The organism is Lampropedia hyalina DSM 16112, assembly GCF_900129055.1.
Lineage (GTDB): Bacteria > Pseudomonadota > Gammaproteobacteria > Burkholderiales > Burkholderiaceae_C > Lampropedia > Lampropedia hyalina.
Map to the genome: position 1 here is coordinate 1 of NZ_FQUZ01000010.1, position 25217 is coordinate 25217.

Consider the following 25217-nt stretch of genomic DNA (forward strand, 5'->3'; position numbering starts at 1 on the left):
GCTCCTGCTTAACTTGCCTGAGCTCGCGCCGTAATGCGGTCAATTCTTGGCGCTCAGCGGTGCTCAACGGTGCATCTGAAGACGTATCGCCGGTTTCATCAATTTGACTCTGGCGAACCCAGGTGCCAATGCTGGTGGCGTGGCATCCAAACTCTCGGGCAAGTTCAGCATGTGTGCGACCTGCTTTGGCCAGCTCAACAATTTGACTGCGAAACTCAGGTGGATACTGCGGGCGTTTTGAAGACATGATGGACTCCTTCTTTGAGAAATATAAGGTGTCCGGTCAATGGGGGGAACTTCACACTGCAATTCTCCTTCCCTTCGCCGGCATGACCCGGATCAGGTTCAAAGGGTTACGGTAACCACGGCAGTCACCGAATCTCAGCCTCGACAGGCTCCCCCAGGAACAGGGGAGATTCTACCGACAGCCGCGCCTGCGCTGGCTATCCCAGGCTGGCAGTGAGTTCTTGCGCCCAGTGTTGGGCCAGCGCGGCATCCTGCGCCTCGACCATGACACGCAGCACGGGCTCGGTGCCGCTGGGGCGCACCAGTACCCGACCCTGCTGGCCCAGCGCGGCCTCGGCCTGGCGGATTTTTTGCTGGAAAACAGTGTTCGATCGCCAATCGGGTTTGCCTTGCAGGCGCACATTAATCATCGTCTGGGGATACAGCTCCAAACCCGACAGGGCCTTGCCAAGGCTGGTGTTCTCGCGCACCACCATTTGCAGCACTTGCAAGGCACTGATGATGCCATCACCCGTGGTATGGCGGTCCAATGCCAGCAAGTGCCCGGAGCTTTCGCCTCCGAGTTGCCAGCCGCGCTGCTCCAGTGCTTCGAGCACATGGCGATCCCCCACTTTGGCACGCACCAATTCCACCCCCAGATCGGCAAAGGCACGCTCCACGGCGAAATTGGTCATCAGCGTTCCGACGACACCGGGAACCGGCAAACCGCTGTTGAGGCGTTCCCTGGCCATGAGGTACAGCAGTTCGTCGCCATTGAACAGCCTGCCGCTGCCATCGACCATTTGCAGGCGATCGGCATCGCCATCCAAGGCAATGCCATAGTCGGCATGCTGCGCGATCACTGCGTCGATCAGGGCCTGAGGATGGGTGGCTCCACAATCTCGATTGATGTTCAGCCCATCGGGCTCGCATCCGATGGAGATAACTTCCGCACCCAGTTCATGGAACACGCGGGGAGCAACCTGGTAGGCGGCACCATGGGCCGCATCGATCACCAGTTTGATGCCCTTGAGGCTGAGCGCGTGTGGGAACGTGCTCTTGCAGAACTCAATGTAACGGCCTGCTGCATCATTGAGGCGTTGGGCCTTGCCCAGTTGGTCGGATGCCACCCAGACACAGTCCTGTGCCAATCGCTGCTCGACTTGGGCTTCCCAGCCATCGGACAATTTGCTGCCGTTGGCACTGAAGAATTTGATGCCGTTGTCGTCGAACGGATTGTGGCTGGCACTGATGACCACCCCCAGACTGGCACGCAATGCCCGTGTCAGGTATGCCACAGCAGGCGTGGGCACCGGCCCCAGCAGCACCACGTTCACTCCCGCTGAGTTGAAGCCAGACTCCAGTGCACTCTCCAGCATATAACCCGAAATGCGGGTGTCCTTGCCAATCAGCACGGTAGGGCTGGCATCCTGCTCTTTCAACAACCGCCCGACGGCATGGCCCAGACGCAATACAAAGTCGGGGGTGATGGGAGGGATGCCAACGGTGCCGCGAATGCCGTCTGTGCCGAAATACTGGTTTGCCATGGGGTTTCAAAATATCGAAAGTCATAGAAGGCAGGCAGCCATGCAGGGGCTGTTGCCGTTTGGAGGGCATGATGGTAACGGATTGTTCCGTACAACCACCACACCCAAAAATGCTAGCAAGAATCTGGTGCCTGCACGGCCTGCCAGACCCTGAGCGCATCGCGTGTCGCCGCCACATCATGCACGCGCACAATCGTGGCCCCTTTCTGCACGGCCAGCAATGCGGCCGTAATGCTGGCCGGCATTCTGGCATTCACCTCCCGCCCGGTCACGGCTCCCAGGGATGATTTGCGCGACCAGCCTGCCAATACGGCATGGCCCAATTCCAGCAGATCGTCCTGCTGGGCCAATAATTGAAAGTTCTGGGCCACGGTCTTGCCAAAGCCAATGCCAGGGTCGAGCACGATGCGGTCGCTGGCAATCCGGGCCTGCTGCAAGCGCGAGGCCTGCGCATGCAGGAACTGCTTCACAGCCTGCGGCACATCACCCTGCATGGGGGCTATCTGCATGGTTTGGGGATCGTTGTGCATGTGCATCAGGCACACACCACAGGAGGCATGACGGGCCACACTCTCCAGCGCGCCCGGCTGGCGCAAGGCCCAGATGTCGTTGATGATGTCAGCCCCTGCATCCAGCACCTGCCGCATCACTTCGGGCTTGTAGGTATCCACCGACAGCGGGACATTCAGCTTCACAGCCTCCTTCACCAGAGGCAACACACGGCGCAATTCTTCTTCCAGTGTCACCGCTGGGCTGCCTGGACGGGTGGACTCCCCGCCGATGTCGAGAATGTCTGCACCCTCCTGGAGCAGTTTCTCGCAATGCTGCATGGCCAGCGGCAAGGTGGCATGGTGCGAGCCATCCGAGAAAGAGTCTGGAGTGACATTGACAATGCCCATGATGCGCGGATGTGACAGATCAATCCGAAAGCGGCTGGTTTGCCAGAAGGATGAGAGAGATGCGGTCATGTGTGGGATCGAATGGAAAACGACATAAAAAAACGGGACATATGCCCCGTTTTTTTATCTTCAGAGAAAAAGACCTTCAGACACTTTCTCAGGCTGCGCTGGGCGAAGGGCTGGAAGCCACACTGTTCGCTCCGCCTCCGGCACTGCCGCCGCTGCCACCATCGGCTGGCGGATTGCGTGGTGCCCATCCCTTGGGAGGTTTGGGTTCACGACCTGCCATGATGTCATCGAGTTGCTCAATCTCGATGGTTTCCCACTCCAGCAAAGCCTTGGCCATGGCGTGCATCTTGTCCTTGTTTTCCTCGATGAGGCGGCGTGCCAAGGCGTATTGCTCATCAATGATGCGGCGCACCTCCACATCGACTTTCTGCATGGTGGCTTCGCTGACGTTGGTGGTCTTGGTGACGGAACGTCCCAGGAACACCTCACCTTCGTTTTCGGCATAGACCATCGGCCCCAGCTCCTGCGACATGCCGTAGCGCGTGACCATGTCACGAGCCAATTGGGTGGCCTTGTTGAAATCGTCCGATGCGCCCGTAGTCATCTGGTTCATGAACACTTCTTCGGCAATGCGTCCGCCAAACAGCATGGCAATGCGGTTCAATGCCCATTCCTTGTCGTAACCATAGCGGTCTTTTTCCGGCAGGGTGAAGGTGACACCCAAGGCACGTCCACGCGGCACGATGGTGACCTTGTGCACCGGGTCGGACTTGGGCAACAGGCGACCAATGAGGGCATGACCTGCCTCGTGGTAGGCGGTGTTCTTGAGTTCTTCCGGGTCCATGACTGCGGAGCGGCGTTCCGGGCCCATGAAAATCTTGTCCTTGGCGGCCTCGAAATCGCGCATTTCCACTACGCGGGCATTGCGCCGTGCCGCCATCAGCGCGGCTTCGTTGCACAAGTTGGCCAGATCGGCCCCCGACATGCCGGGAGTGCCACGGGCAATCACATTGGCATTCACGTCCGGGCCTACGGGAATCTTGCGCATGTGCACGTTCAGAATCTGCTCACGCCCCTTCACATCCGGCAGCGATACATAAACCTGACGGTCAAAGCGACCAGGGCGCAACAACGCGGCATCCAGAATATCGGGACGGTTGGTGGCCGCGACCACGATCACGCCCAGGTTGGTCTCGAAGCCATCCATCTCGACCAGCATCTGGTTGAGGGTCTGCTCGCGCTCATCGTTGCCGCCACCCAGGCCTGCACCACGCTGGCGACCCACGGCATCGATTTCGTCGATGAAGATGATACAGGGCGCATTTTTCTTGGCGTTCTCGAACATGTCACGCACGCGTGCAGCACCCACACCCACAAACATTTCCACGAAGTCAGAGCCGGAAATGCTGAAGAATGGCACCTTGGCCTCGCCAGCAATTGACTTGGCCAGCAAGGTCTTGCCGGTTCCGGGCGGGCCGACCAACAGCAGGCCACGCGGAATGCGTCCACCCAGACGCTGGAATCTCTGTGGGTCTTTCAGAAATTCCACGACTTCCTTGACTTCTTCCTTGGCCTCATCGGCTCCAGCCACATCGGCAAAGGTCACAGAGTTGTTGCTTTCATCCAGCATCCGCGCCTTGCTCTTGCCAAAGCTGAACGCGCCGCCTTTGCCGCCGCCCTGCATCTGGCGCATGAAGTACACCCAGACGGCCACGATCAGCAGAATCGGGGCCATGCTGATGAGCAACTGGCGCAGCAGCGAAGCTTCCTTGATCGGCTCGACGCTGAATTCCACGTTGTTGTTCAGCATGTCATTGACCAGATCGCGGTCATAGAAGGTCGCAGTGGTGCGCAGCCGCTGGTTGTCTGCCGTCACAGCCTGGATTTCACCCCCTGTCACGCTTTCGGCCAGAACCGCACTTTTAATATTGCCGGCCTGGACGGCACGAACGAATTCGGTATAGGAAACTTCCTTGGCACCAGCGTTGCGTCCAGTATCGAACTGGTTGAACACGGTGTACAAGACAGCGACGAAGACCAGCCACATCGCGACTTTGGAAATCCATTGATTATTCAAGCGAACGCTCCCAATTTAGAAGAATGTCTCCAACGCCAGCCAACCCCATGTGGCATTTCTGAAAAACATTTGAGGCATATTTTATTCTTTTCAAGGGCAAATGGTGATTTTCGGGGTCATTGCCAAGGGATTGGGCCATATGCCCCGAGCCGGGTTCAGGCGCGAAACATTCAGGGATGGCGCAGCTTCTGCCCGATCAGGAAGACTTCTGCCGAACGGTCGCGGGATGCTTTGGGCTTGTAGGGCTTGCTGTGGACAAACGTATCGCGGAATTTTCGCACCAGATTATCGTAGCCTGCCCCATGGAACACCTTGGCCACCATGCTGCCGTCCGGACGCAGGTGGTGCTGGGCAAAGTCCAGTGCCAGCTCAATCAGGTTTTCCACCCGCGCGGCATCTGCCGAGGCAATGCCACTGAGGTTGGGGGCCATGTCGGAGACGACCACATCCACGGCACGGCCCGCCAAAGTGGCCTGCAATGCCTGCAAGATGGCTTCATCCTGAAAGTCGCCCTGGATGAAATGCACGCCATCGATGGGAGCCATTTCGAGCAGATCCACGCCGACAATCAGGCCTTTAGCCTCACCGCTGCCCTGCCCGCTTTTTTGCTTGCGCCGCAGGTACTGACTCCATGCACCGGGGGCGCAACCCAGATCCACCACCACATCGTGCGGCCCGATGAGGCGCAGGGTTTCGTCGATTTCCTTGAGCTTGTACACGGCACGCGCACGGTAGCCTTCCTTTTGTGCCAGTTGCACCCAGGGATCGTTCACATGGTCATTGAGCCAAGCCTTATTGACCTTCTTGCTTTTGGTGTTGATTTTCATGAAAAAATGAATAATGACATCTTCACGGACTGAGAAAACAACCAAGTGCCAGCTTGGCCTCCCTCAAGCCATGGGAAAACAGGATAATACGCGCCTATGGCACAAATCCCACTCACTCCCGCGCAACGGCGCGAACTGCGCGCGCAGGCGCACCATCTCCACCCTGTCGTCATGATTGGCGCGGGTGGCTTGACATCGGCCATCGAACGCGAGGTCGATCATGCACTCTCGGCACATGGACTCATCAAGATCCGCGTCTTCAGCGATGATCGCGGCCAGCGTGAGGACATTCTGCAACGTCTGACCGACACACTCCACGCCGCCGCTGTACAGCACATCGGCAAACTGCTGGTGGTGTGGCGCAAACCTGCCGTCAAGGCCGCTGGCGAAAAGGCCGAAGGAGCCGGTCGCGGCCCGGCAGAATTCAAGGTCGTGAAAAACAGCAAGGTCGCGGGCCAGAAACCCGAAGTGAAGTTTCTGCGCGTGCTGGGCAACCAGCGGCTGACAGCCGGTGGCATAGTCAAAAAAGCCAAACCCCGTCAGGCATCACTGAAAAAACGTTCGCTCGACTGAAGCTCGCTAAAACCAACCGCACATTCGTTCCCGCCCCTGTGAGAAAGCAACCACTGTGACCGACGCTTCGCAACGTTTTGTACTGTGCATGAAGTGGGGAACCAAGTACGGCCCCGAATATGTGAACCGCCTCTACGCCATGAGCAGGCGGCATTTGCAAGGAGCCTTCCGGTTCATCTGCCTGACCGATGACACCCAGGGCGTGCGTCCCGAAGTCGAATGTTTCCCTATTCCCGAACTGGATTGGCAACGTTACCCGGACCAACCCGACCGGGCTTGGAAGAAGCTAGCGACATTCTCCCCTGACCTGTCGGAAAAATACGGCCTGCACGGCACGGCCCTGTTTCTGGACCTGGATGTGGTGGTGGTCGGCTCCCTGGATGACTTCTTCACCCAGCCGGGGGCGTTCCGCATCATCCACGATTACGCCCGCCCCTGGAAGAAACGCCGCATCACTGGCAATTCTTCGGTGTACCGCTACGAAATCGGGGCGCACACCGATGTGATTGCCTATTTTCAGCAGAACGTGGCGCAGGTGCAAAAACAGTTTCGCAACGAACAGGCCTACCTTTCCGACTTCCTGCACCGGCAAGGCAAACTGGCTTACTGGCCGCAAGCATGGTGCCCCAGTTTCAAATACCACGGCATTCCGACATGGCCGCGCAATTACTGGGAACCGCCTTTTGTGCCCACTAATGCCAGAGTGGTGATTTTCCATGGCGAATGCAACCCGCCCGATGCACTGGCAGGCAAGCGCAACCGGCGATTCCGCTACATTCGCCCGGCCCAGTGGATTGCCCAGCACTGGCACGAGTGAGTCGCCGCTGAGCAGGTTCAAGGTTTGGTGCGAAACACCAGATAGCGCGCCAATGCGTAATTCACCACCAGGCCCAGAATGCTGCCGGCAGCCACCCCCCACAAAGGCACCCATGTGCCCTGCCAGGAGGCAATCACCATCGAATAGGCTGCGTAGTTCACCAGTCCTCCCGCCATCATGGAAAACAGGTACTGCATGTATTCCTGCCATATGGATGGCCTGCGTAGCCTGCATCCGTTCGCAGTCGCAAAAGTGAATCTGCGGTTGAGGGCCCAGGTAAAGCTGGCAGCAGCCAGAAACGACAACACGCGTGCGCCATACCAGCCGACTGCCCCGGAGAACGCATAGAGCACCGCCGCATCCACGACAAACCCCAGTGCCCCCACCAGCCCAAAACGCAGCAGGGTTGAACGCCGTATTTTCTCTCCCAGCGTCAAGACCCTGCCATGCTGATTCTTGCTGGCAGACTCAGGGCACATTGCTGCCGTCCTTGCCCAGCTCGAAGGCAGGTGTGGCAAGGTAAGCCAGATGTTTGGCCTCCTGCCGCCCTATCGTTACCGTGTGCAATACCGTGCCGCACACCAAGGACAGCATGGCAGACAGCATCAAGCCCAGCGAAAGAATGGCCGTCGGAAACCTGGGCACCAGCCCAGTCTCGATAAATGTCAGCAGCAGTGGAATGCTAAATGCCACGGAACACAAGGCGAGCAACAGGCTGATGATGCTGAAAAACGCGAGGGGTCGCTCGCTGATGAACAGCTTGGAAATGGTCTTGAGAATACGCCACCCATCCCGATAGGTGGAGAGTTTGCTGACCGATCCTTCTGGCCGTGCCCGGTAGTGGATATCGACTTCAGCCGTCGGCATGCGCAGCTCCAGCGCGTGAACCGTCAATTCGGTTTCAATTTCAAACTCGCGCGCCATGGCAGGAAACGACTTCACATACCGCCGCGAGAACACCCGATAGCCGGAGAGCATATCGTTGAAACGTCCCGTGAAAAGCCAGCTCACGAAGCCGGTCAAAGCCGCATTGCCCCAGCGATGGCCGCGCCGGTATGTGGCATCGTGGCCATCGTCCTGTCGGCACCCCACCACCATGTCCAGCCGCTGGGCCAGCAGCAGGTTGATGTGCTGGCGAATGTTGGAGACATCATAGGTTGCATCGCCATCGACCATGACATACACGTCTGCCTCAATGTCTGCAAACATGCGCCGCACCACATTGCCCTTGCCCTTGCGGGCCACATGCACCACGCAAGCCCCTGCGGCGCGCGCCACCGCAGCGGTTCCATCGGTGGAATTGTTGTCGAAAACATACACACGGGCTTCAGGCAGTGCCTGGGCGAACTCTTCCAGAACAGCACCAATGGCCGCCGCTTCGTTGAAGCACGGCAAGACCACCGCCACCGTGGCCTGGACGGAATTATTCTGAATATTCATTTTTGTCGTCTCTCCATAAACGATATGCTGTGTCGCCATTATCTTCGGCCACTTTTTCAAAATACTTCCAGAAATCAGGACTCGTCTCCATCTCTTCAACCTTGGCCTTGCTCAGGGCCAGAATATCGAAATCGTACTGCATCAACTTTCGATGCAACTCCTGCATCGGCAAATAGATAAAATCCCGATAACGCCATGGACCAAAATGATCACCATATACAGGCTTTGGCCCATAGAAAATTCCACCCTCTAGGCCCACCTGATAAACCTTCTCCCCAGGAAAATCCAACTTCAACTTCAGCAACAGCCCAAATCCCATCGCGCGCTGATAAATATAGACATGCCGCTCTTGCACCGTGACAGGCACAGCGGCAAATGTCCTGTATGTAATCGGCCAAGCATGCACCATGAATCCCAATGCAGTCACCGCCAACAATGGCGCAGCCATACGATGGGATTCATGCCATATTGAATACACTGCATTTTTCCACTTCGACGACAAGACAAAAGAGCCGGCATAATACAGAGCAAGTGCCGCAAGAACAGCCAGTACCGGATACTGCGGCAACAGATAACGATCATAGTGTGAAGTCACCAGCCATACCAGCACGGCATAGATGCTCAAAAGCATCAACCAGCGCACCGCCTTGTCGCGCCATGCAGCGGGAAAAAACAGCAACAACAATCCAGCCCACAACACCTTGGGTGGCCAGTTCCTGGCATTTTTCAAATCAAACAACTGATAGTCATAATCGCCCTGATTCCAGTCAAAGTAACCAAAAACTCCACCTGCCAAGGGATTCACAGGATTGCCCGTGAGCAATCCATTGCGAAGATACCAAAAAATACAGGGTAGCAGAAAGACCAATACAATCTTCATCCATACCACAATCCGACGCTCATACCACAGCACGGTCACCATGAAGAATGGCAGATAAGTGAATGCCTGGTACTTGGTTCCTGCCGCCAGCCCCATGAAAAATGCGGCAACCCCTAGCCAAGGAGATTGAACTTTCTTGTCCTCTTCTCGAATCCATATCATCAAGGAAATCGAGCTGGCAAATATGAATAGTGCGGCGCCTAAATCGATATAGGAAGTCTGGAAAAGCCATTGACTGACTGACACCCAAATGGCAGTTGCCAGCACAGCTGGCAATATGCCAAATTTTTTTTCAACCAATCTAAAAATAAATATCGCAATCAGCCAGCCAGCCAAGGCATGCAGCATATTGGCATTCAGCTCACTGCCTACCGCCATTCCTGCCACATAAAGCAGGTTGAAATTATATGGAAAATATGGATAGCGCAACCATTCATTGATCGTTATTTTCTCTGCCTGCACCCACTCCCGAACATGCGGCAGATGGTACATCAAATCATCCCAATGAACAGGTGGGTAAAGAGGCAATGCCAGTGTAGGAGCCACCAAAGCAAGGAACAACACACCAACCAACAGACAATACCATATATTTCTTGATTTTTTTTGCTTGATCTGGCTTACTGTTTTTTCATAAAAATCAATTGATGCAATAACCAATCCTATTATTAACACAATCTGAACTGCACTTCGATTCAAAAATCCAGACAGTCCGAGAACCTGCAAGGCGATAATCACCACCCCCATTCCAAGCACGATGCGCAACACAGCCTGCAATACGGCATCTGATAAAACTGGAACCCTGAGTCCAGCATTCGCAACTTTTCCATATCCATAAAATGAAGCAACAAAAACAAAAAGCGTAAAGTACTGCTCAAAAATAAAACTGATTTTGGCAAACATAGATTGACTTTGCAAACAGACACACTGTTTTTACGGATTTTTCCCCATGCTGTTTTCTTCCGGGCCACCCATCGGCCCCATGGCTTTCACCCAACAGAATTCATGCTGCAAAAAGCACTGACTTTACCATTTGTATCTTCATCTGGATGACAAGCAGCCGAAATTTTGCATCCAAAAAAAATGTCCACCGAAGTGGACATGAAAACACCTTGCTCAAAAAATGTACAGGAAGCGACCTCTGCGGGCCTTTTCGATTGGCTGGTTTACTTGGCCGCCCAGACCGTGCCGCTGGGGTTGGCAACCGGAACACCGACAGCGTTGCCGTATTCCGTCCAGGAACCATCGTAGTTGATGACCTCATAGCCCAGAATTTTGTTCAATGCAAACCAGGTGTGGCTGGAGCGTTCGCCAATGCGGCAGTAGGTGATGATGGGTTTGGAGCCATCCAGCCCCACGGCACCATAGACTTTCTTCAGGTCTTCAGCCGACTTGAAGGTACCATCGGGATTGACGGCCTGCCCCCAGGGCACGTTCACGGCTCCGGGAATGTGCCCGGCCCGCACCGCCAGTTCAATCACCCCGGAAGGCGCGAAAATCTTGCCGGAAAACTCATCGGGAGAGCGAATATCCAGCAGCTTGGCCTCGCTCTTGCCTTCGGCTACGGCGAGTGCATCGCCCAGACGGGCACGCAGATTCTCATTGACCTTGGAGACCGTGTATTGGGTCTTGCCGTATTCCGGTACGCGGTTGTTCAGTGGCCGGTTTTCGGCTTCCCATTTGACACGGCCCCCATCGAGCAGCTTCACATTCTGGACGTTGTAGATGTCGAATACCCAGGCTCCCCAGGCCGCAAACCAGTTGTTGGTGTCGCCATAAAGCACCACGGTGGTGTTGTCATCCACGCCCGCCGTGGAAAGCAGTTTCTCGAAATTTTCCTTGCTGACGATGTCCCGGCGCACCGTATCGTTCAGGTCGGTGTGCCAGGAAAAATTGACGGCTCCCGGAATATGCCCACGCTCATAGACACCCGGATTGACACTGACCTCAATCACGCGGATGTTCTTCTGGTTCAGGTTGTCGGCCAGCCATTCGGTGGACACCAGTGCTCCATCTGGAACAGCGGTCGCGGCCATGGCCACTGTGGCCCACACGGTGCCCACGCCCACCACGCTCGTGCGTACCAGTGCGCGAATGGTTGCTGGAGAAAAAATAGGTTTTTTTGTCGCTGTGGTCATGAGACTGCCCCGTACCGATAAGAAGGTGTTCCAGAACGGCTGTTTTCTCGAAAGAACTGCCATGCTTGTGCTCTTGCATTGCGGGCATCGCTGCTGTGCAGTGCATGGTTGGGGACTATAAGCACAATTCATTAATATTTTAAATAATATATTTTTATTTTTTCATATCAAATTAAGTATTACCACCCACCATAGGGCATGGATGGGTGGTTGGGTAGCCGCAGAAGGGTCAATGCGTCAGAGTTTGACGCGCACCGTATAGTCCAGTTGGGTGCTTCCATTGGCAGGAACGCGGATTTCCCACTGCGCCAGGTTGGCGGTGGGCTTGGTGGAAGGATGGCTTTCCTTGAGGATGCTCCAGCTTCCCGGCACCGGCTCGACGACGTTCACGCTCACTGGCTGATCCTTGGCGTTGCGCAGGTCAATGGTGAAGGAAGCCTCGTATTCATTCTTGCTGATGCGCCGGGTATTGGTGTGCTTCCAGTTGCCATTGACATCGAAGGCATTGCCCAGCCGCAGGCGCACGTCATCGTTGCGGGCAGTGTGGTCGATGCGGTCTTCTCCCACAAACAGGCTGCGTTGGCTGGAATCGTCCTTGTACACCCGCACCACACCCTTGGGCAGCGGCACGCCCAGCTCGCCACCGCTGTTCTTGAATTGCAGGAAGACGCTGACCTTGCGCTCATCCCCTTTTTCGGGCAGGCTCAGATTGTCGTTGTGCAGCAGGCTCTGGTACCAGTGCTGCGCCCCTTGCAGGCGGTACTCCTTGTCCACCGGTACCTTGCTGGCATGGAGCAAGGCTACCTGTTTGGTCTGGTTGTTGCGCAAATCGGTGGGGCGACCCAGGGTGTAGAGGTGGTACTCGAACAGTTCTTCCTGCGCCATCGGGGCTGGAGCGGCCGCCATGGCAACCGACTCCATGGCCCTGAAGCGTTGGCGATTGTCCATTTCCGCCACGCGATTCACATCGCCGGCCACCAGTTGCAGGCGGGCATTGTCGTAGCTTGCACCACTTTGGTTGGTGAGTGTCACCCATCCCGCCAAGTCCAGGGTTTTCTCATCGGGCGCGAGAGTGGCCACATAATCGGCCTTCCATGACAGGCCGCCCGTCAGATAGGAAAGGTCTGCCAGACGCTTGCCTGCCTGTGGGGCATGCACATCCACCACGAGCGTGGGGCGATCGCGCAGATTGCGCGGCAGCGCACCATAGACGATGCGGGCATGCTCCGGCAGACCGGCTTCGACCCGGTCGGCATACTGCAATACCGGCTCCTGGTTGTTGGCCAGCACGGTGGCGGTTTCGCGGGTTTCCGCGCCAGTCTGGGGGTTGCGCGTCAGGATGGTCACGCTCTGGCCCACATGTTTGTCCAGCAGTGCCTGTGGGGAAAGCAGATCAAAATCGAAATTCTGTTCCAGCAGGCTCAGGGCACCACCGGAAAGACTGCGCAAGCTGGCGGTTTCGGGGCGAATCTGCGCCGAGACTTCCCGCAGGGCCACCCGGTTCAACCCCTGTTGCAGCTCCAGTTCGCGCTCTTCGCGCACCAGTGCCAGCGATTCGTTGTAGATGGTCACGGATACCGCGCGACGCTGTTCGGCGGTGCTGGTGGTTTCCGCTGGTGCCGCTGTGGCCGCCACACTGGCGGTCAGGGCCGCTGCGGCCCACGCCAGGGCCGAGGCATGGTGGCGTGCAGGAGAAGAATCAGAGGAAGGTGCGGACATTCAAAACTCCTTGTAGTGGTCAATCAACCCTGGTCATAGAGGCTGGCGCACCGATTTGGTTCAACACCCGACGGACATCGGCTTGCCCATTGCGGCAAACCGATGCCATCCTGAAGATCAGTCCACCAGAATCCGCAGCATCCGGCGCAATGGCTCGGCAGCTCCCCACAGCAGTTGGTCGCCGATGGTGAATGCACCCAGATATTCCGGCCCCATCGCCAGCTTTCGGATGCGCCCAACCGGGATATTCATGGTGCCGGTCACGGCCACCGGGGTGAGCTGCTCAATGGTGGCTTCCTTGGTGTTGGGAACGACCTTGGCCCATTCGTTGTCGGCGGCGATCATGCCTTCGATCTCATCCAGCGGCACATCCTTCTTGAGCTTGAAGGTCAGTGCCTGGCTGTGGCAGCGCATGGCTCCGACGCGCACACAGAAACCATCGACCGGGATGGCAGTGGTGCCGAAGCCTTCGCCCTGCCCCAGAATCTTGTTGGTTTCGGCCATGCCTTTCCATTCCTCGCGGCTGACACCATTGCCCAGATCGGAATCGATCCAGGGAATCAGCGAGCCACCCAGCGGCACGAGGAAGTTGGCGGTTTCCTGGGCGGACAAGCTGCGTTGCCTGGCGATGACCTGGCGATCGATTTCCAGAATCGCGCTTTTCGGGTCGTCCAGCAGGGCCTTGACCTCGGCGTAGAGCGTGCCGTACTGGGTCAGCAGTTCGCGCATGTGCTGCGCACCACCACCAGACGCTGCCTGATAGGTCTGGGTGCTCATCCATTCGACCAGCCCGGCCTTGTAGAGTGCGCCCACGCCCATCAGCATACAACTGACCGTACAGTTGCCGCCCACCCAGGTGTTGCCACCGTGGGCCAAGGCGTTCTGAATGACTGGCAGATTGACGGGGTCGAGCACGATCACGGCATCTTTTTCCATGCGCAGCGACGAAGCGGCATCGATCCAGTGCCCCTTCCAGCCTGCGGCGCGCAGTTGCGGATAGACCTGCTTGGTGTAGTCGCCACCCTGTGCGGTGATGATGATCTCGCACTGGCGCAGTGCCTCGATATCGTAGGCATCCTTCAGGACGGTTTCATTCTTCGCATAGGCAGGAGCCTGGCCGCCCGCATTGGAGGTGGAGAAGAATACGGGTTCGATGACGTCGAAGTCGCCTTCGGCGGCCATGCGGTCGAGCAGCACGGAACCAACCATGCCGCGCCAGCCTACGAGTCCTGTGAGTTTTGTCATTTGGGATATGCCCTTTTGAAGTGGAGAAAGTTGCGGAATCTGCGAAACTTTTCCTGCCCCGGCTCGTCTGGCCGGTTTTTCAGGGCACGACGATCCGAGAGCAGGTCAGCTCTTAATCGTCTTGGTGGTGTTGATGGACGCACCCGAGGACCTCCGGCGGCCATCATCGGCCACAGAGCAGGCGGGAAGGAAGGGGGCGTGGATCAACATAACGGTTGGCAAGTATAGCGATTTTGCGCCCTGCTGCACAGGGGGCAGGCGAATTTTCGGGATAACCCGGCATGGCCGTGGCTCTCGCCCTCCCAGATGCCCTGCCCCCCGGATAGCAGGGTAAAATCGGCATCGTATCCGGCCAGCGTGGAGACACCTTTTCACCTCTGGCCTCGCCTGTCTGTCAATCCCCCCTGCACTACCTTGGCAGGGTGTGAAAGTACCCCACCGATGGCCGCTACCCCATCCAATCAAGAAGTCTTCATTCTGGGCAAAACCCAGGAAGGCAAAACATTTCGCCCCAGCGACTGGTCCGAACGTCTGGCGGGTGTCATGAGCAGCTTTCGGCCTGGCGGCAGCGGGGGCCACCGATTGGGAGCGCATCTGTCCTATTCGCCCTGGTGCGTGCCCACGGTGATCGATGGAGTGAAATGCGTGGTGGTCAATACAGCCCTGCGCGAACACGAGCCAATGGCCTGGGCCTTCGTGATGGACTTCGCCAGAGACAACCACCTGCAAACCGTGGAAGCCTGCCTGATTCCCGACCCCCCCCCCGCAAGGGCTTGACATGTTCCCCGTGCCCTGCGCTGAAACCCTCACACTCCCTGCATCAGCGCGCCCGCATGGCCTGTGGGTGATCGTGCTGTGCGCCCAGTGGTGCGGGGTGTGCCGGGACTATGAGCCAATGTTCTGGCAACTGTCGGCGCAGTTTCCCGGCGTGCATTTCGCCTGGCTGGATGTGGAAGACGATGCCGTTTCTGCCGCACTGGGCGATCAGGAGGTGGAAACTTTCCCGACTGTGGCGGCCGGTTTCGCCGGTTCTCCAGAGCCAGACTCTGTCTTGTTCCAGGGCGCGGTGATGCCGCAAATCGGCATTCTGAAACGCATGATTCAGGACTGGCTGGAGATGCCAGCCCCTGCGCCCCACTCGCCTGCATGTTCCCACGCTGCCGCCGTGTGGCCAGATTTGCTGGCTCTGGCGCAACAGGCCGACGACTCGCCATTCTGACGCACGGTTGCGCGCTTGCGGCAGTGCCTTGAGGGTATTTCTTTTTGCAAGGAGTGCAATCGCCATGATGTCCGGCTGGGTGGTGCTGATTTCTTTGCTGTATGCGGCTATGCTGTTTGCCGTGGCCTGGGTGGGTGATCGCACGTCCATTTATCGCAAGACTCCCTGGCTGCGCACTGTGCTGTACAGCCTTGCCCTGGCCGTGTATTGCACCTCGTGGACGTTTTACGGCGCGGTGGGCACGGCGGCGCGGTATGGCCTGGGCTACCTGCCGATTTACCTGGGGCCGCTGCTGCTGATGCTGCTGATGCTGCTGGGCTGGCGCATGTTGCAGCGGCTGGCAGTGGTGGCGCGGGCGCAGAGCACAGTGTCGATTGCCGACTTCATCGGCTCGCGCTTTGGCCGCTCGCAACGGCTGGCGGCCTGGGTGTCGCTGATCGCATTGGTCGCCGCCGTGCCCTATCTGGCATTGCAGTACAAGGCGGTGGCCATCAGCCTGGAGATTCTGACCGGCACGGCCACCAGCGCGCATGCCATTCACGACCCGGCCCTGTATGTGGCCGCCATCATGGCCCTGTTTGCCATTCTGTTCGGCACGCGCCAGGTGGATGCCACCGAGCACCGCCCCGGTCTGATGCTGGCCGTGGCGTTTGAATCGGTCATCAAGCTGCTGGCCCTGGTGGCGGTGGGGCTGTTTGCCATGCACTGGCTGGGCCAGCAGGGAGTGAACTGGGTGCAGGCATCGGCCACCCTCATCCAGCAGGCCCCACCGGTGGGGTTTGCCGGGCAGACCGTGCTGGCCTTTGTGGCGATGGTCTGCCTGCCACGGCAGTTCCATGTGGCGATTGTGGAATGCGTCGATGTGGCTGACATCCCGCGCTCACGCTGGTGGTTCGGCGGTTATCTGGTGGTCGTCAGTGCCATGGTCTTGCCGATTGCCGCTGCCGGGCTGGCCCTGTTCGGCCTGCAAGGCCAGTTCGTTCCCGACAGCTTTGTGCTGGCCTTGCCGCTCTCGCAGAACCAGCAGTGGCTGGCTTTGCTGGCCTATATTGGCGGGTTCTCGGCGGCCACCGGCATGGTGATCGTGGTGAGCGTGGCTTTGTCCAACATGGTCAGCAACGACCTGGTCATGCCCCTGCTGTTGCGCCGCACGGCACTGCGCCACGACGCGCCCGGACACAGCATGGGCAGCCGCATCGACAGCCTGGGCAATATGGCCTCCACGGTGCTCTGGGTGCGGCGTGTGGCGATTGTGCTGCTGGCCCTGCTGGCCTACAGCTATTCACGCAACATGGAGTCGAGCACGGAACTGGCCGCGCTGGGGCTGATGTCTTTTGTTGCGGTGGCGCAGTTCGCCCCCGCGCTGCTGGCCGGACTGTACTGGCGCGGCGTCAGCCGCAAGGGCGTGGAGGCCGGGCTGCTGGCAGGCTTTGCCATCTGGGCCTACACCCTGCTGCTGCCCGAGCTGGCTGCGGCGGGCATCATCGGTGGCGACTGGGTACAGCGTGGGCTGTTCGGGCAGGCATGGCTGCATCCGCACGCGCTGCTGGGGTTGCAAGGCATGGACCGCCTCAGCCACGGCACGTTCTGGTCGCTGCTGGTGAACGTCATGACCGTGCTGCTGGTGTCCATCGTGCGTCCCCCCGGCCTGTCCGAACAGTTGCAGGCCGATGCGTTCCTCAACCCTTCGGCACAACGCCATGCCACGCCCCATGCACCGCCACTGCCCAGCCACCTGCGCGTGGGCGATCTGGAGGCACTGGCTGGCCGCATCATTGGCGAGCGCACCGCCCGCAAGGCCTTTGTGGCCCAGGCGCAGAGCGAGCAGCAGCCATTCCGGCCCGATGCGCGCGCCAACGGCTCCTGGATGCACTTCACCGAACTGCTGCTGGCAGGAGCCGTGGGGGCGGCATCGGCGCGGCTGGTGCTCACCCGCGCCCTGCAAGGCTCCGGCATGGAACTCTCGGCAGTGATGGAGGTGCTGGACAAGGCCGGCCCCGAGCTGCGCTTCAACCGCGAAATCCTGCTGGCCACCCTGGAAAACATGGATCAGGCCGTCAGCGTGGTCGATGCCGACATGCGGCTGGTGGCCTGGAATCCGCGCTACCAGCAACTGTTCCAGTATCCAGCGGGCATGCTGTATGTGGGTCGGGCCGTGGAAGAGTTGATTCGCTACAACCTCGAAAGCGGCCATATCAGCCCGCACATGGCCCCCACCGGCACCGATACGGATGCCAACCCAGCCAACGCCAACCCGCCCCAGCCCGCCGATGTACAGCAGGAAGTCACCAAGCGCATCGCTTTCATGAAGGCCGGCTCCGCCTATGTGTACGAGCGCAGCCTGCCCGATGGCCAGGTCATCCAGTTGCGTGGCCACCCCCTGCCCGGTGGCGGTTACGTCACCAGCTACAGCGACATCACCGCCTTTCGCCGCGCCGAACAGGAACTGCGCGACATCAACGAAACCCTGGAGCAGCGCGTGGCCGAACGCACCGCCGAGGCCGAACTGGCGCACGAATCGCGCACACGCTTTCTCACCGCCATCAGCCACGACGTATTGCAACCCGTCCATGCCGCGCGGCTTTTTGCCTCTGCCCTGTGCGAAAGCCAGCACCCTGCCGAAATGCAGCATCTGGCCGCACGGGTCGATGCCGCACTGCGCTCTGCCGAAGAACTGCTGGATGGCATTCTGGACATCTCGCGCCTCAATACCGGCGTGCTCAAGCCCCAGATCAGCACATTCGACATTGCCCCGCTGCTCGCCCAACTCCACCAGCAATACACGCCGATGGCCGAGAAACGCGGTCTGGTCATCCGCCTGCACAACCACAGTGTCGGCGTGCGCAGCGATCCCACGCTGTTGCGCCGCGTGCTGCAAAACTTTCTGGCCAATGCCCTGCGCTACACCCGCAGAGGCCGCATCGTGCTGGCCGCACGGCCACGCGGCAACCAGTTGCTGCTGCAAGTCTGGGACACCGGCTCTGGCATTCCCCCCGACCACCTGCGCCAGATATACGACGAATTCCACCGCTACGAGCAGGACTTCGACTGGGACGGGCGCGGCCTGGGGCTGGGCCTGTCCATCTGCCAGCGCATTGCCCTGCTGCTCGAACACCCCCTCGTCGCCCACTCGCGCGTCGGCCACGGCAGCGTCTTTGCCATCAGCGTGCCCATTGCCGCACTCGCCTGCGCCACAACGCCCGACAGCCCGGAACTGCCTGTGGCCATGCCGACAGCCCCCAGTTCCGGCCCCTCCGTGCTGCAAGGGCTGCGGGTGCTCTGCCTCGACAACGACCCCGACATCCTTGCAGGCATGCAGGCCCTGTTGCCGCGCTGGGGCGTGGAACTGCTGTGCGCCAGCACCGTCGATGGCGCATTGCAGAGCATGGCACGCCAGCCCACCGTGGTGCTGACCGACTACCACCTGCACGACCGCCTCAGCGGCTTGCAGGCCCTGCAACTGCTGCGCCAACAGCACCCGCACATTGCCACCGCCCTGCTCACCGCCGATGGCAGCGACAGCCTGCGCGAAGAAGCCCAGGCGCAAGGCTGCAAAGTGCTCACCAAACCCCTCAAGCCCGCCTCGCTGCGCGCCTTCCTGACCTCGGTGGCCACGGCGCAAACGCGGATAATGCCACCATGACAGCAAAACACCGAATCATTGTGGGATTGAGCGGCGGCGTGGATTCCGCCGTCACCGCCTGGCTGCTGAAACAGGCCGGGCACGAAGTCGTCGGCATCTTCATGAAAAACTGGGAAGACGACGATGAAAGCGAATACTGCTCCAGCCGCCAGGACTTTCTGGATGCCGCCGCCGTGGCCGATGTCATCGGCATCGACATGGAACACGTCAATTTTGCGGCGGAATACAAAGACCGCGTCTTCGCCGACTTCCTGCGCGAATACCAGGCCGGGCGCACCCCCAACCCCGACGTGCTGTGCAATGCCGAAATCAAGTTCAAATCCTTCCTCGACCACGCCATGCGGCTGGGCGCGGAACGCATCGCCACCGGCCACTACGCCCGCGTGCGCCACGATGCCGCCAGCGGCCTGCACCAGCTCCTCAAAGGCATCGACCCCGCCAAGGACCAGAGCTACTTCCTGCACCGCCTGACCCAGGTGCAACTGGCCAGAACCTGCTTCCCCGTGGGCGAACTGCACAAAACCGAAGTGCGGCGCATTGCCGCCGACATCGGCCTGCCCAACGCCCGCAAGAAAGACTCCACCGGCATCTGCTTCATCGGCGAACGCCCGTTCCGCGAATTCCTCCACCAGTACATCGCCCACCGCCCCGGAGCCATCGTGGACGAGCGCGGACGCACCATCGGGCAGCACATTGGCCTGTCGTTCTACACCCTTGGGCAACGCCAGGGGCTGGGCATTGGCGGCATCAAGGAAAAAGGCGCGCAGCGCGGCGGTGGCGAGCACCAGCCCTGGTTCGTTGCCCGCAAAGACCTGGAGCACAACACCCTGCACGTCGTGCAAGGCCACGACCACGCCGCACTGCTCTCGCGTCAGGTCATCGCCGGCCAGGCAAGCTGGATTGCCGGACAGCCCCCGGCCCCCGGCGCACATGCCGCCAAGACCCGCTACCGCCAGGCCGATGCCCCCTGCCAGTTGCTCCCAGGCACCGCAGCACCAGCCACCCCATCCGCCCCCTTCCGGCTGGATTTCAGCGCGCAGGCACAATGGGCCGTCACCCCCGGTCAGTCCGCCGTACTCTACGACGGCGACGTGTGCCTGGGTGGTGGCATCATTGAGGCGGCGTTGCCCTGAAAACACGCTGCCCCCTGCGCTTGCCCGCCTCCCACAGCATAGGATAGGTATCTACACATCTTTGGACGACCAGCAAACACCCCGTTTCCTTGCTCGATCCACTGCTGTCCGGAATGTTTGGGCAGGCGTGTGGATGCTGCTATTTCAACTGTCTTTTCATCCCAAACTGCCGTCATTCCGGCGTAGGCCGGAATCCAGTGACGACATTGAAACAAACACTGATATTGCCCAATGGCACAAGGGGTTACTGGATTCCGGCCTACGCCGGAATGACGGTGTGGGGTAAGTGGATGAAGTGCAGAAATTGGAGTCGGTTTTCATAGGAAATACCGAAAATCCAGATGTTGCAACGGTTTGCAGGGAGTACTCCCATTTATTCCGGACAGCAGTGGGCCTGCGCCGGAATGACGGGAATGACCGACTTGCGTAGATACCCATGCTCCCGCAGAAGACCATGAACCAGCCACATAGCCGCATGGGCTTAAAATTGATACCCTCGCAATCCCTGACTTGGACGCCAGCATGCTCGCTCAAAGAACCATCAAGACCCTGACCCGTGCCGTCGGCGTGGGGCTGCACAGCGGCCAGCGTGTGGAACTGACCCTGCGCCCGGCGGCGGAGAACACTGGCATCGTGTTCCGCCGCATCGACCTGCCCGAGCCGGTCGATATTCCCGTGGCCGCAGAAACCGTGGTCGATACCCGCATGGCCTCCACCCTGGGACGCGACGGAGCCAAGGTCTCCACCATCGAGCACATCATGTCCGCCTGTGCCGGGCTGGGCATCGACAACCTCCACATCGACATCACCGCCGAGGAAATCCCCATTCTCGACGGCTCTGCCGCCTCCTTCGTCTATCTGCTGCAAAACGCTGGCATTGCCGTGCAGGCCGCACCCAAGCAATTCGTGCGCGTCAAGAAGCCCGTGGAAGTGCGCGAAAACGACGGCAAGCAGGAGAAATGGGCACGGCTCGTGCCCTACCACGGCTTCAAGCTGCAATTCCAGATCGACTTTCGCCACCCCGCCGTCGATTCCACCGGCCAGACCGTGGAATTCGACATGGGCACCGACAACTACAGCCGCGACATCGCCCGCGCCCGCACCTTCGGCTTCACCAAGGACGTGGAAATGATGCGCTCCCTGGGCCTGGCACGCGGCGGCGGCTTCGACAACGCCATCGTGCTGGACGACTACAAAGTGCTCAACGCCGACGGCCTGCGCTACGAAGACGAATTCGCCAAACACAAAATCCTTGATGCCATTGGCGACCTCTACATCCTCGGCAAACCCCTGCTGGCCGCCTACAGTGCCTACCGCTCCGGCCACGGCATGAACAACCTGCTACTGCGCGAATTGCTCCGGCATCCCGAAGCCTGGGAAGTCGTCTCCTTCGACGACGAAAAAGCCGCCCCGCAAGGCTTTGGCCGCCTGGCCACCATCTGGTAATCGCCGCCATGACGGCCTCGGCCCTGCCCCCCTTCGCCCTGCTCCAGCCGGGCGAAGCCTTCCCCGCCTACGCAAGCGTCAGCGAGGAATTCGGCCCGCTGGCCATCGGCGGCGACCTGAGCACCCGCACCCTGCAAGCCGCCTACCGGCAGGGCATCTTCCCGTGGTATTCCACCCCGCCGATCCTCTGGTGGTCGCCCGATCCGCGCATGATCCTGCCGGTGGACGCATTTCGCCTGCACCGCAGCCTGCGCAAGACCGTGGCACGGTTCCGGCTCCAGGCGCGCTGTGAAATCCGCATCGACACCGCCTTTGCGCAAGTGCTGCACCACTGCGCCCATGTGCCCCGCGCCGGACAGGACGGCACCTGGATTCGCCCCGAAATGCAGGCCGCCTACCGCCGCTTCCACGAAGCCGGGCACGCGCACAGCGTGGAAACCTGGGTCGATGGTGAACTCACCGGCGGCCTCTACTTCATCCACATCGGCCAGGCCGTTTTCGGCGAATCCATGTTCGCGCTGCGCCCCGATGCCTCCAAGATCGCCCTCGCCGCGCTGGTGGCCTTGTGCCGCAAGCACGGCATAGAATGGATAGACTGCCAGCAGAACACTGCACATCTGGCCTCGCTGGGCGGGCGGGAAATTCCCCGTGCGCAATTCCTCGAAAGACTGCAACAGACCCGCGACCTGCCCAGCCCCGCGTGGACATTCCACCCTGCCGACTGGCAATATCTGCTGGATACCCAATGAGGCCCGACATGAAACACCGCATGGTTGCCATCATTCTGGCGTGTACGTCCCTCGGTGCGGTGGCGCAGGTTCACAAGTGCATCAATGCGCAGGGAAAAATCACCTACAGCAACCAGGACTGCCCGGCAAGCACCAAGGAAATCGTGCAAGTGCAGCAAGCCCAAGCCCAGACGAATGCGCAACGTAGGCAAACCGAACAGGCCAATGTGCGCAGACAACAGCAGCAGATAGCCGAAAACCAGCGCAAGACTGCCGAGCGCAGCCAGATGGCCCAGCAGGCCACCCGCCGCACCTCCTACGGCCACAGCACCAAGGACATCAACCAGTGCGAAAAATGGCAACGGGAAGAAAAAATTGTGCGCAACCTCGTCAAACCCGAACCCGGACGGCTGCAACGCGCCATCCAGATGGTGGATCGGTACTGCTAGGGCGTCGTATCAATGCCAAAGGCAGTCTGCACGGCCCCCCCCTCACCTTCACAGTTCACACCGAACCAAAACAAAAAAAGCCACCAATCGGTGGCTTTTTTGAGTCATTTTATTGCAATGTTCGACTTGGCGGAGCGGACGGGACTCGAACCCGCGACCCCCGGCGTGACAGGCCGGTATTCTAACCAACTGAACTACCGCTCCTGGTAGCGACTGAATTTGCCTTGGACAAACCCAGCGTTTTTGGCGACCCTACGGGGATTCGAACCCCGGTACCCACCGTGAAAGGGTGGTGTCCTAGGCCTCTAGACGATAGGGTCAAAACCTTGGACTTTTTCGATACTGGGCTGGCTTTTTGTTTTCAAAATCAGCCCTGTGCGTCGAGAAGGCGAGATTCTAGCATCAGGAAAATACGGCTTTCAGAAAAATTTCAAAAAATTCTGAAATTTTTTATCCCCCTTTGTTGCGCATCCAGTCGGCGGTCTGCATGAAGCTGCGGGTCAGGCGTTCGCGCAGGGCATCGGGCACGTTGATCTCCTGCATGGCCTGGTTCATGCAGATGACCCATTCATCGCGTTCGCGGATGCCGATGGCAAATGGCAGGTGGCGCATGCGCAGGCGTGGGTGGCCGTAGCGTTGCACATAGTAGTCCGGCCCGCCCAGCCAGCCGCACAGGAACAGGAACAGCTTTTCGCGGGCCTCGTCCAGCGAAGGGCCGTGGGTGGCACGCAAGGCGGCGTAGGTCGGCTCCAGTTCCATGAGGTCGTAGAAGCGTTCCACCAGTTCGCGCACCCGCGCCTCGCCTCCCAGCCATTCGAAGGGGGTATCGAATGGCGGTTTTTCCTCGATTTGCATGGATGGCAGTCGCTGGTTCAGCGGGCGTTTTGCAGTGCGGCCACAACGGCATCGCCCATCTGGGCAGTGCCGACGCGGGTGGTGCCTTCGCTGTAGATGTCGCCGGTGCGCAGGCCCTGTGCCAGCACGGTCTGCACGGCCTGTTCGATGCGGTCGGCGGCTTCGGCCTGGTTGAGGGAGTAGCGCAGCATCATGGCGGCAGAGAGGATGGTGGCCAGCGGGTTGGCAATGCCTTGGCCTGCAATGTCCGGGGCACTGCCGTGGCTGGGTTCGTACAGGCCCTGGCTCCTGGCGTTCAGGCTGGCCGATGGCAGCATGCCGATGGAGCCGGTGAGCATGGCGGCTTCGTCGCTGAGGATGTCGCCGAACATGTTGCCGGTGACGACCACGTCGAGGTTCTTGGGGGCCTTGACGAGCTGCATGGCGGCGTTGTCCACATACATGTGTTCCAGCGTGACATCCTGGTATTGCTGGTGGACTTCGGTGACCACGTCGCGCCAGAACTGGAAGGTTTCCAGCACGTTGGCTTTATCGACGCTGGTGACTTTGTTCTTGCGCTTGCGGGCGGCCTGGAAGGCAGTGTGGGCAATGCGTTCGATTTCGGGGCGGGAGTAGCGCATGGTGTCGAAGGCTTCTTCCGCGCCGGGGAAGTGGCCATCGGTGGCGGTGCGGCGGCCACGCGGTTGGCCAAAGTAGATGTCGCCGGTGAGTTCGCGGATGATGAGCAGGTCGAGACCGGCCACGAGTTCAGGCTTGAGGCTGGAGGCGTGGGTCAGTTGCTCGTAGCAGATGGCCGGGCGCAGGTTGGCGAACAGTCCGAGTTCCTTGCGCAGGCCGAGGATGGCCTGTTCGGGGCGCAGGTGGCGTTCCAGGTTGTCGTACTGGAAGTCGCCGACTGCGCCGAACAGGATGGCATCGGCCTCCTTGGCCAGCTTGAGGGTGGATTCGGGCAGCGGATGGCCCTGTTCCTTGTAGGCGGTTCCGCCCACGGAGGCGGTTTCCAGTTCCAGCGACAGGTCGAGCACGTTCAGTACCTTGACGGCTTCGGCAATGATTTCGTGACCGATACCGTCACCGGGAAGAACTGCGATTTTCATGTTGTAACTTTCAGAGCAAGGGAAATGGGAGGAAACCGGTTGGGTGGAGGCAGGCCATCCAGACCGGTCAGAGGATGAAGGTATTGGCGATGAACAGGCCGGTGACAATGGAAATGGGGATGGTGGCATGCCCTACCCAGGCCTCACGGCGCAGGACGCGCCATGGTTTTCGGGTTCTCCACATCCACAGCAGCATCAGCACCGCATGGCTGCACAAACAGGTCAAAAAGATGACGATGCCTTCACGCATGGGA

General features: G+C 59.5%; 23 protein-coding genes, 2 tRNA genes and 1 riboswitch. Of the genes, 9 read left to right on the forward strand and 16 right to left on the reverse strand.

What is annotated here, in order from left to right; translation table 11 throughout:
- From BUE21_RS14430 to BUE21_RS05500, 5 genes are all read right to left on the reverse strand, one after another.
- A partial coding sequence (locus BUE21_RS14430; protein ID WP_073355541.1) for a transposase occupies positions 1–247 on the reverse strand: 247 nt, incomplete at its 3' end.
- A gap of 52 nt (positions 248–299) precedes the next feature.
- Positions 300–412, reverse strand: a riboswitch (TPP riboswitch).
- 31 nt (positions 413–443) lie between these two features.
- On the reverse strand, positions 444–1772 hold the full coding sequence (gene glmM, locus BUE21_RS05485; RefSeq protein WP_073355542.1) for a phosphoglucosamine mutase: 1329 nt from the start codon (positions 1770–1772) through the stop codon (positions 444–446).
- Positions 1773–1885: 113 nt separating this feature from the next.
- Entirely contained in the window at positions 1886–2740 is an 855-nt protein-coding gene (folP, locus tag BUE21_RS05490) for a dihydropteroate synthase (RefSeq protein ID WP_073355543.1), read from the reverse strand.
- A gap of 88 nt (positions 2741–2828) precedes the next feature.
- The gene (ftsH, locus tag BUE21_RS05495; protein ID WP_073355545.1) at positions 2829–4757 is read right to left on the reverse strand and encodes an ATP-dependent zinc metalloprotease FtsH; all 1929 of its coding nucleotides are present in this window, start codon (positions 4755–4757) and stop codon (positions 2829–2831) included.
- 170 nt (positions 4758–4927) lie between these two features.
- Entirely contained in the window at positions 4928–5584 is a 657-nt protein-coding gene (locus tag BUE21_RS05500; protein WP_073355547.1) for an RlmE family RNA methyltransferase, read from the reverse strand.
- Positions 5585–5680: 96 nt separating this feature from the next.
- Between BUE21_RS05500 and BUE21_RS05505 the strand changes: the two genes are divergently transcribed.
- Both BUE21_RS05505 and BUE21_RS05510 read left to right on the forward strand, forming a co-directional pair.
- On the forward strand, positions 5681–6157 hold the full coding sequence (locus tag BUE21_RS05505; protein WP_073355549.1) for a YhbY family RNA-binding protein: 477 nt from the start codon (positions 5681–5683) through the stop codon (positions 6155–6157).
- Between the two features lie 88 nt (positions 6158–6245).
- Complete coding sequence (locus BUE21_RS05510) at positions 6246–6974, forward strand: glycosyltransferase (protein ID WP_234971062.1); 729 nt, start codon at positions 6246–6248, stop codon at positions 6972–6974.
- Positions 6975–6991: 17 nt separating this feature from the next.
- Here the strand turns inward: BUE21_RS05510 and BUE21_RS05515 are convergent, their stop codons facing one another.
- The 6 genes from BUE21_RS05515 to asd form a co-directional block, all read right to left on the reverse strand.
- Positions 6992–7453 carry a GtrA family protein gene (locus BUE21_RS05515; RefSeq protein WP_084522914.1) on the reverse strand — a complete coding sequence of 154 codons (462 nt, stop codon included), beginning with the start codon at positions 7451–7453 and terminating at the stop codon, positions 6992–6994.
- Positions 7443–8414 carry a glycosyltransferase family 2 protein gene (locus tag BUE21_RS05520; protein WP_073355553.1) on the reverse strand — a complete coding sequence of 324 codons (972 nt, stop codon included), beginning with the start codon at positions 8412–8414 and terminating at the stop codon, positions 7443–7445. Before BUE21_RS05520 ends, BUE21_RS05515 begins: the two co-directional genes overlap by 11 nt.
- Complete coding sequence (locus BUE21_RS05525; protein WP_084522916.1) at positions 8398–10194, reverse strand: glycosyltransferase family 39 protein; 1797 nt, start codon at positions 10192–10194, stop codon at positions 8398–8400. The genes BUE21_RS05520 and BUE21_RS05525 overlap by 17 nt, the downstream gene beginning before the upstream one ends.
- Positions 10195–10457: 263 nt before the next feature.
- Positions 10458–11429 carry a sulfurtransferase gene (locus BUE21_RS05530; protein ID WP_073355556.1) on the reverse strand — a complete coding sequence of 324 codons (972 nt, stop codon included), beginning with the start codon at positions 11427–11429 and terminating at the stop codon, positions 10458–10460.
- A gap of 237 nt (positions 11430–11666) precedes the next feature.
- On the reverse strand, positions 11667–13148 hold the full coding sequence (locus BUE21_RS05535; protein ID WP_073355559.1) for a DUF4139 domain-containing protein: 1482 nt from the start codon (positions 13146–13148) through the stop codon (positions 11667–11669).
- A 117-nt stretch (positions 13149–13265) separates the two neighbouring features.
- A complete protein-coding gene (asd, locus tag BUE21_RS05540; RefSeq protein WP_073355563.1) occupies positions 13266–14393 on the reverse strand; it encodes an aspartate-semialdehyde dehydrogenase in 1128 nt (375 codons plus the stop codon).
- Between the two features lie 441 nt (positions 14394–14834).
- Between asd and BUE21_RS05545 the strand changes: the two genes are divergently transcribed.
- From BUE21_RS05545 to BUE21_RS05575, 7 genes are all read left to right on the forward strand, one after another.
- Positions 14835–15170 (forward strand): DUF3579 domain-containing protein, encoded by a 336-nt coding sequence (locus BUE21_RS05545; RefSeq protein ID WP_073355564.1) that lies wholly within the window; start codon positions 14835–14837, stop codon positions 15168–15170.
- 1 nt (position 15171) lies between these two features.
- Entirely contained in the window at positions 15172–15612 is a 441-nt protein-coding gene (locus BUE21_RS05550) for a thioredoxin family protein (RefSeq protein ID WP_073355567.1), read from the forward strand.
- Between the two features lie 64 nt (positions 15613–15676).
- Positions 15677–19255 (forward strand): PAS domain-containing hybrid sensor histidine kinase/response regulator, encoded by a 3579-nt coding sequence (locus tag BUE21_RS05555; protein WP_073355569.1) that lies wholly within the window; start codon positions 15677–15679, stop codon positions 19253–19255.
- Positions 19252–20388: a tRNA 2-thiouridine(34) synthase MnmA gene (mnmA, locus tag BUE21_RS05560; RefSeq protein ID WP_073355572.1), complete on the forward strand. Its 1137-nt coding sequence runs from the start codon at positions 19252–19254 to the stop codon at positions 20386–20388. The genes BUE21_RS05555 and mnmA overlap by 4 nt, the downstream gene beginning before the upstream one ends.
- A 522-nt stretch (positions 20389–20910) precedes the next feature.
- Positions 20911–21834, forward strand: coding sequence for a UDP-3-O-acyl-N-acetylglucosamine deacetylase (gene lpxC / locus BUE21_RS05565; protein ID WP_073355698.1), 924 nt, complete (start codon positions 20911–20913; stop codon positions 21832–21834).
- An 8-nt stretch (positions 21835–21842) separates the two neighbouring features.
- Positions 21843–22583, forward strand: a complete 741-nt coding sequence (gene aat / locus BUE21_RS05570) for a leucyl/phenylalanyl-tRNA--protein transferase (RefSeq protein WP_073355574.1) — start codon at positions 21843–21845, stop codon at positions 22581–22583.
- A gap of 8 nt (positions 22584–22591) precedes the next feature.
- Complete coding sequence (locus tag BUE21_RS05575) at positions 22592–23011, forward strand: DUF4124 domain-containing protein (RefSeq protein WP_143164433.1); 420 nt, start codon at positions 22592–22594, stop codon at positions 23009–23011.
- Positions 23012–23138: 127 nt separating this feature from the next.
- Here the strand turns inward: BUE21_RS05575 and BUE21_RS05580 are convergent.
- The 5 genes from BUE21_RS05580 to BUE21_RS14435 form a co-directional block, all read right to left on the reverse strand.
- Positions 23139–23215 (reverse strand) — tRNA-Asp (locus BUE21_RS05580).
- 40 nt (positions 23216–23255) lie between these two features.
- A tRNA-Glu gene (locus BUE21_RS05585) sits at positions 23256–23331 on the reverse strand.
- Positions 23332–23461: 130 nt separating this feature from the next.
- A complete protein-coding gene (locus tag BUE21_RS05590; protein WP_073355578.1) occupies positions 23462–23866 on the reverse strand; it encodes a group II truncated hemoglobin in 405 nt (134 codons plus the stop codon).
- Positions 23867–23883: 17 nt separating this feature from the next.
- On the reverse strand, positions 23884–24963 hold the full coding sequence (leuB, locus tag BUE21_RS05595; protein ID WP_073355580.1) for a 3-isopropylmalate dehydrogenase: 1080 nt from the start codon (positions 24961–24963) through the stop codon (positions 23884–23886).
- Between the two features lie 67 nt (positions 24964–25030).
- Positions 25031–25213, reverse strand: a complete 183-nt coding sequence (locus BUE21_RS14435) for a hypothetical protein (RefSeq protein ID WP_143164434.1) — start codon at positions 25211–25213, stop codon at positions 25031–25033.
- Between the last annotated feature and the right edge of the window lie 4 nt (positions 25214–25217).

What these genes read in the sequence shown, in the direction of transcription:
- glmM (WP_073355542.1), bottom strand. Translation starts at nt 1,772, where the DNA reads ATGGCAAACCAGTATTTCGGCACAGACGGCATTCGCGGCACCGTTGGC.
- folP (WP_073355543.1), bottom strand. Translation starts at nt 2,740, where the DNA reads ATGACCGCATCTCTCTCATCCTTCTGGCAAACCAGCCGCTTTCGGATT.
- BUE21_RS05500 (WP_073355547.1), bottom strand. Translation starts at nt 5,584, where the DNA reads ATGAAAATCAACACCAAAAGCAAGAAGGTCAATAAGGCTTGGCTCAAT.
- BUE21_RS05505 (WP_073355549.1), top strand. Translation starts at nt 5,681, where the DNA reads ATGGCACAAATCCCACTCACTCCCGCGCAACGGCGCGAACTGCGCGCG.
- BUE21_RS05510 (WP_234971062.1), top strand. Translation starts at nt 6,246, where the DNA reads ATGAAGTGGGGAACCAAGTACGGCCCCGAATATGTGAACCGCCTCTAC.
- BUE21_RS05515 (WP_084522914.1), bottom strand. Translation starts at nt 7,453, where the DNA reads ATGTGCCCTGAGTCTGCCAGCAAGAATCAGCATGGCAGGGTCTTGACG.
- BUE21_RS05520 (WP_073355553.1), bottom strand. Translation starts at nt 8,414, where the DNA reads ATGAATATTCAGAATAATTCCGTCCAGGCCACGGTGGCGGTGGTCTTG.
- BUE21_RS05525 (WP_084522916.1), bottom strand. Translation starts at nt 10,194, where the DNA reads ATGTTTGCCAAAATCAGTTTTATTTTTGAGCAGTACTTTACGCTTTTT.
- BUE21_RS05530 (WP_073355556.1), bottom strand. Translation starts at nt 11,429, where the DNA reads ATGACCACAGCGACAAAAAAACCTATTTTTTCTCCAGCAACCATTCGC.
- BUE21_RS05535 (WP_073355559.1), bottom strand. Translation starts at nt 13,148, where the DNA reads ATGTCCGCACCTTCCTCTGATTCTTCTCCTGCACGCCACCATGCCTCG.
- asd (WP_073355563.1), bottom strand. Translation starts at nt 14,393, where the DNA reads ATGACAAAACTCACAGGACTCGTAGGCTGGCGCGGCATGGTTGGTTCC.
- BUE21_RS05545 (WP_073355564.1), top strand. Translation starts at nt 14,835, where the DNA reads ATGGCCGCTACCCCATCCAATCAAGAAGTCTTCATTCTGGGCAAAACC.
- BUE21_RS05550 (WP_073355567.1), top strand. Translation starts at nt 15,172, where the DNA reads ATGTTCCCCGTGCCCTGCGCTGAAACCCTCACACTCCCTGCATCAGCG.
- BUE21_RS05555 (WP_073355569.1), top strand. Translation starts at nt 15,677, where the DNA reads ATGATGTCCGGCTGGGTGGTGCTGATTTCTTTGCTGTATGCGGCTATG.
- mnmA (WP_073355572.1), top strand. Translation starts at nt 19,252, where the DNA reads ATGACAGCAAAACACCGAATCATTGTGGGATTGAGCGGCGGCGTGGAT.
- lpxC (WP_073355698.1), top strand. Translation starts at nt 20,911, where the DNA reads ATGCTCGCTCAAAGAACCATCAAGACCCTGACCCGTGCCGTCGGCGTG.
- aat (WP_073355574.1), top strand. Translation starts at nt 21,843, where the DNA reads ATGACGGCCTCGGCCCTGCCCCCCTTCGCCCTGCTCCAGCCGGGCGAA.
- BUE21_RS05575 (WP_143164433.1), top strand. Translation starts at nt 22,592, where the DNA reads ATGAAACACCGCATGGTTGCCATCATTCTGGCGTGTACGTCCCTCGGT.
- BUE21_RS05590 (WP_073355578.1), bottom strand. Translation starts at nt 23,866, where the DNA reads ATGCAAATCGAGGAAAAACCGCCATTCGATACCCCCTTCGAATGGCTG.
- leuB (WP_073355580.1), bottom strand. Translation starts at nt 24,963, where the DNA reads ATGAAAATCGCAGTTCTTCCCGGTGACGGTATCGGTCACGAAATCATT.
- BUE21_RS14435 (WP_143164434.1), bottom strand. Translation starts at nt 25,213, where the DNA reads ATGCGTGAAGGCATCGTCATCTTTTTGACCTGTTTGTGCAGCCATGCG.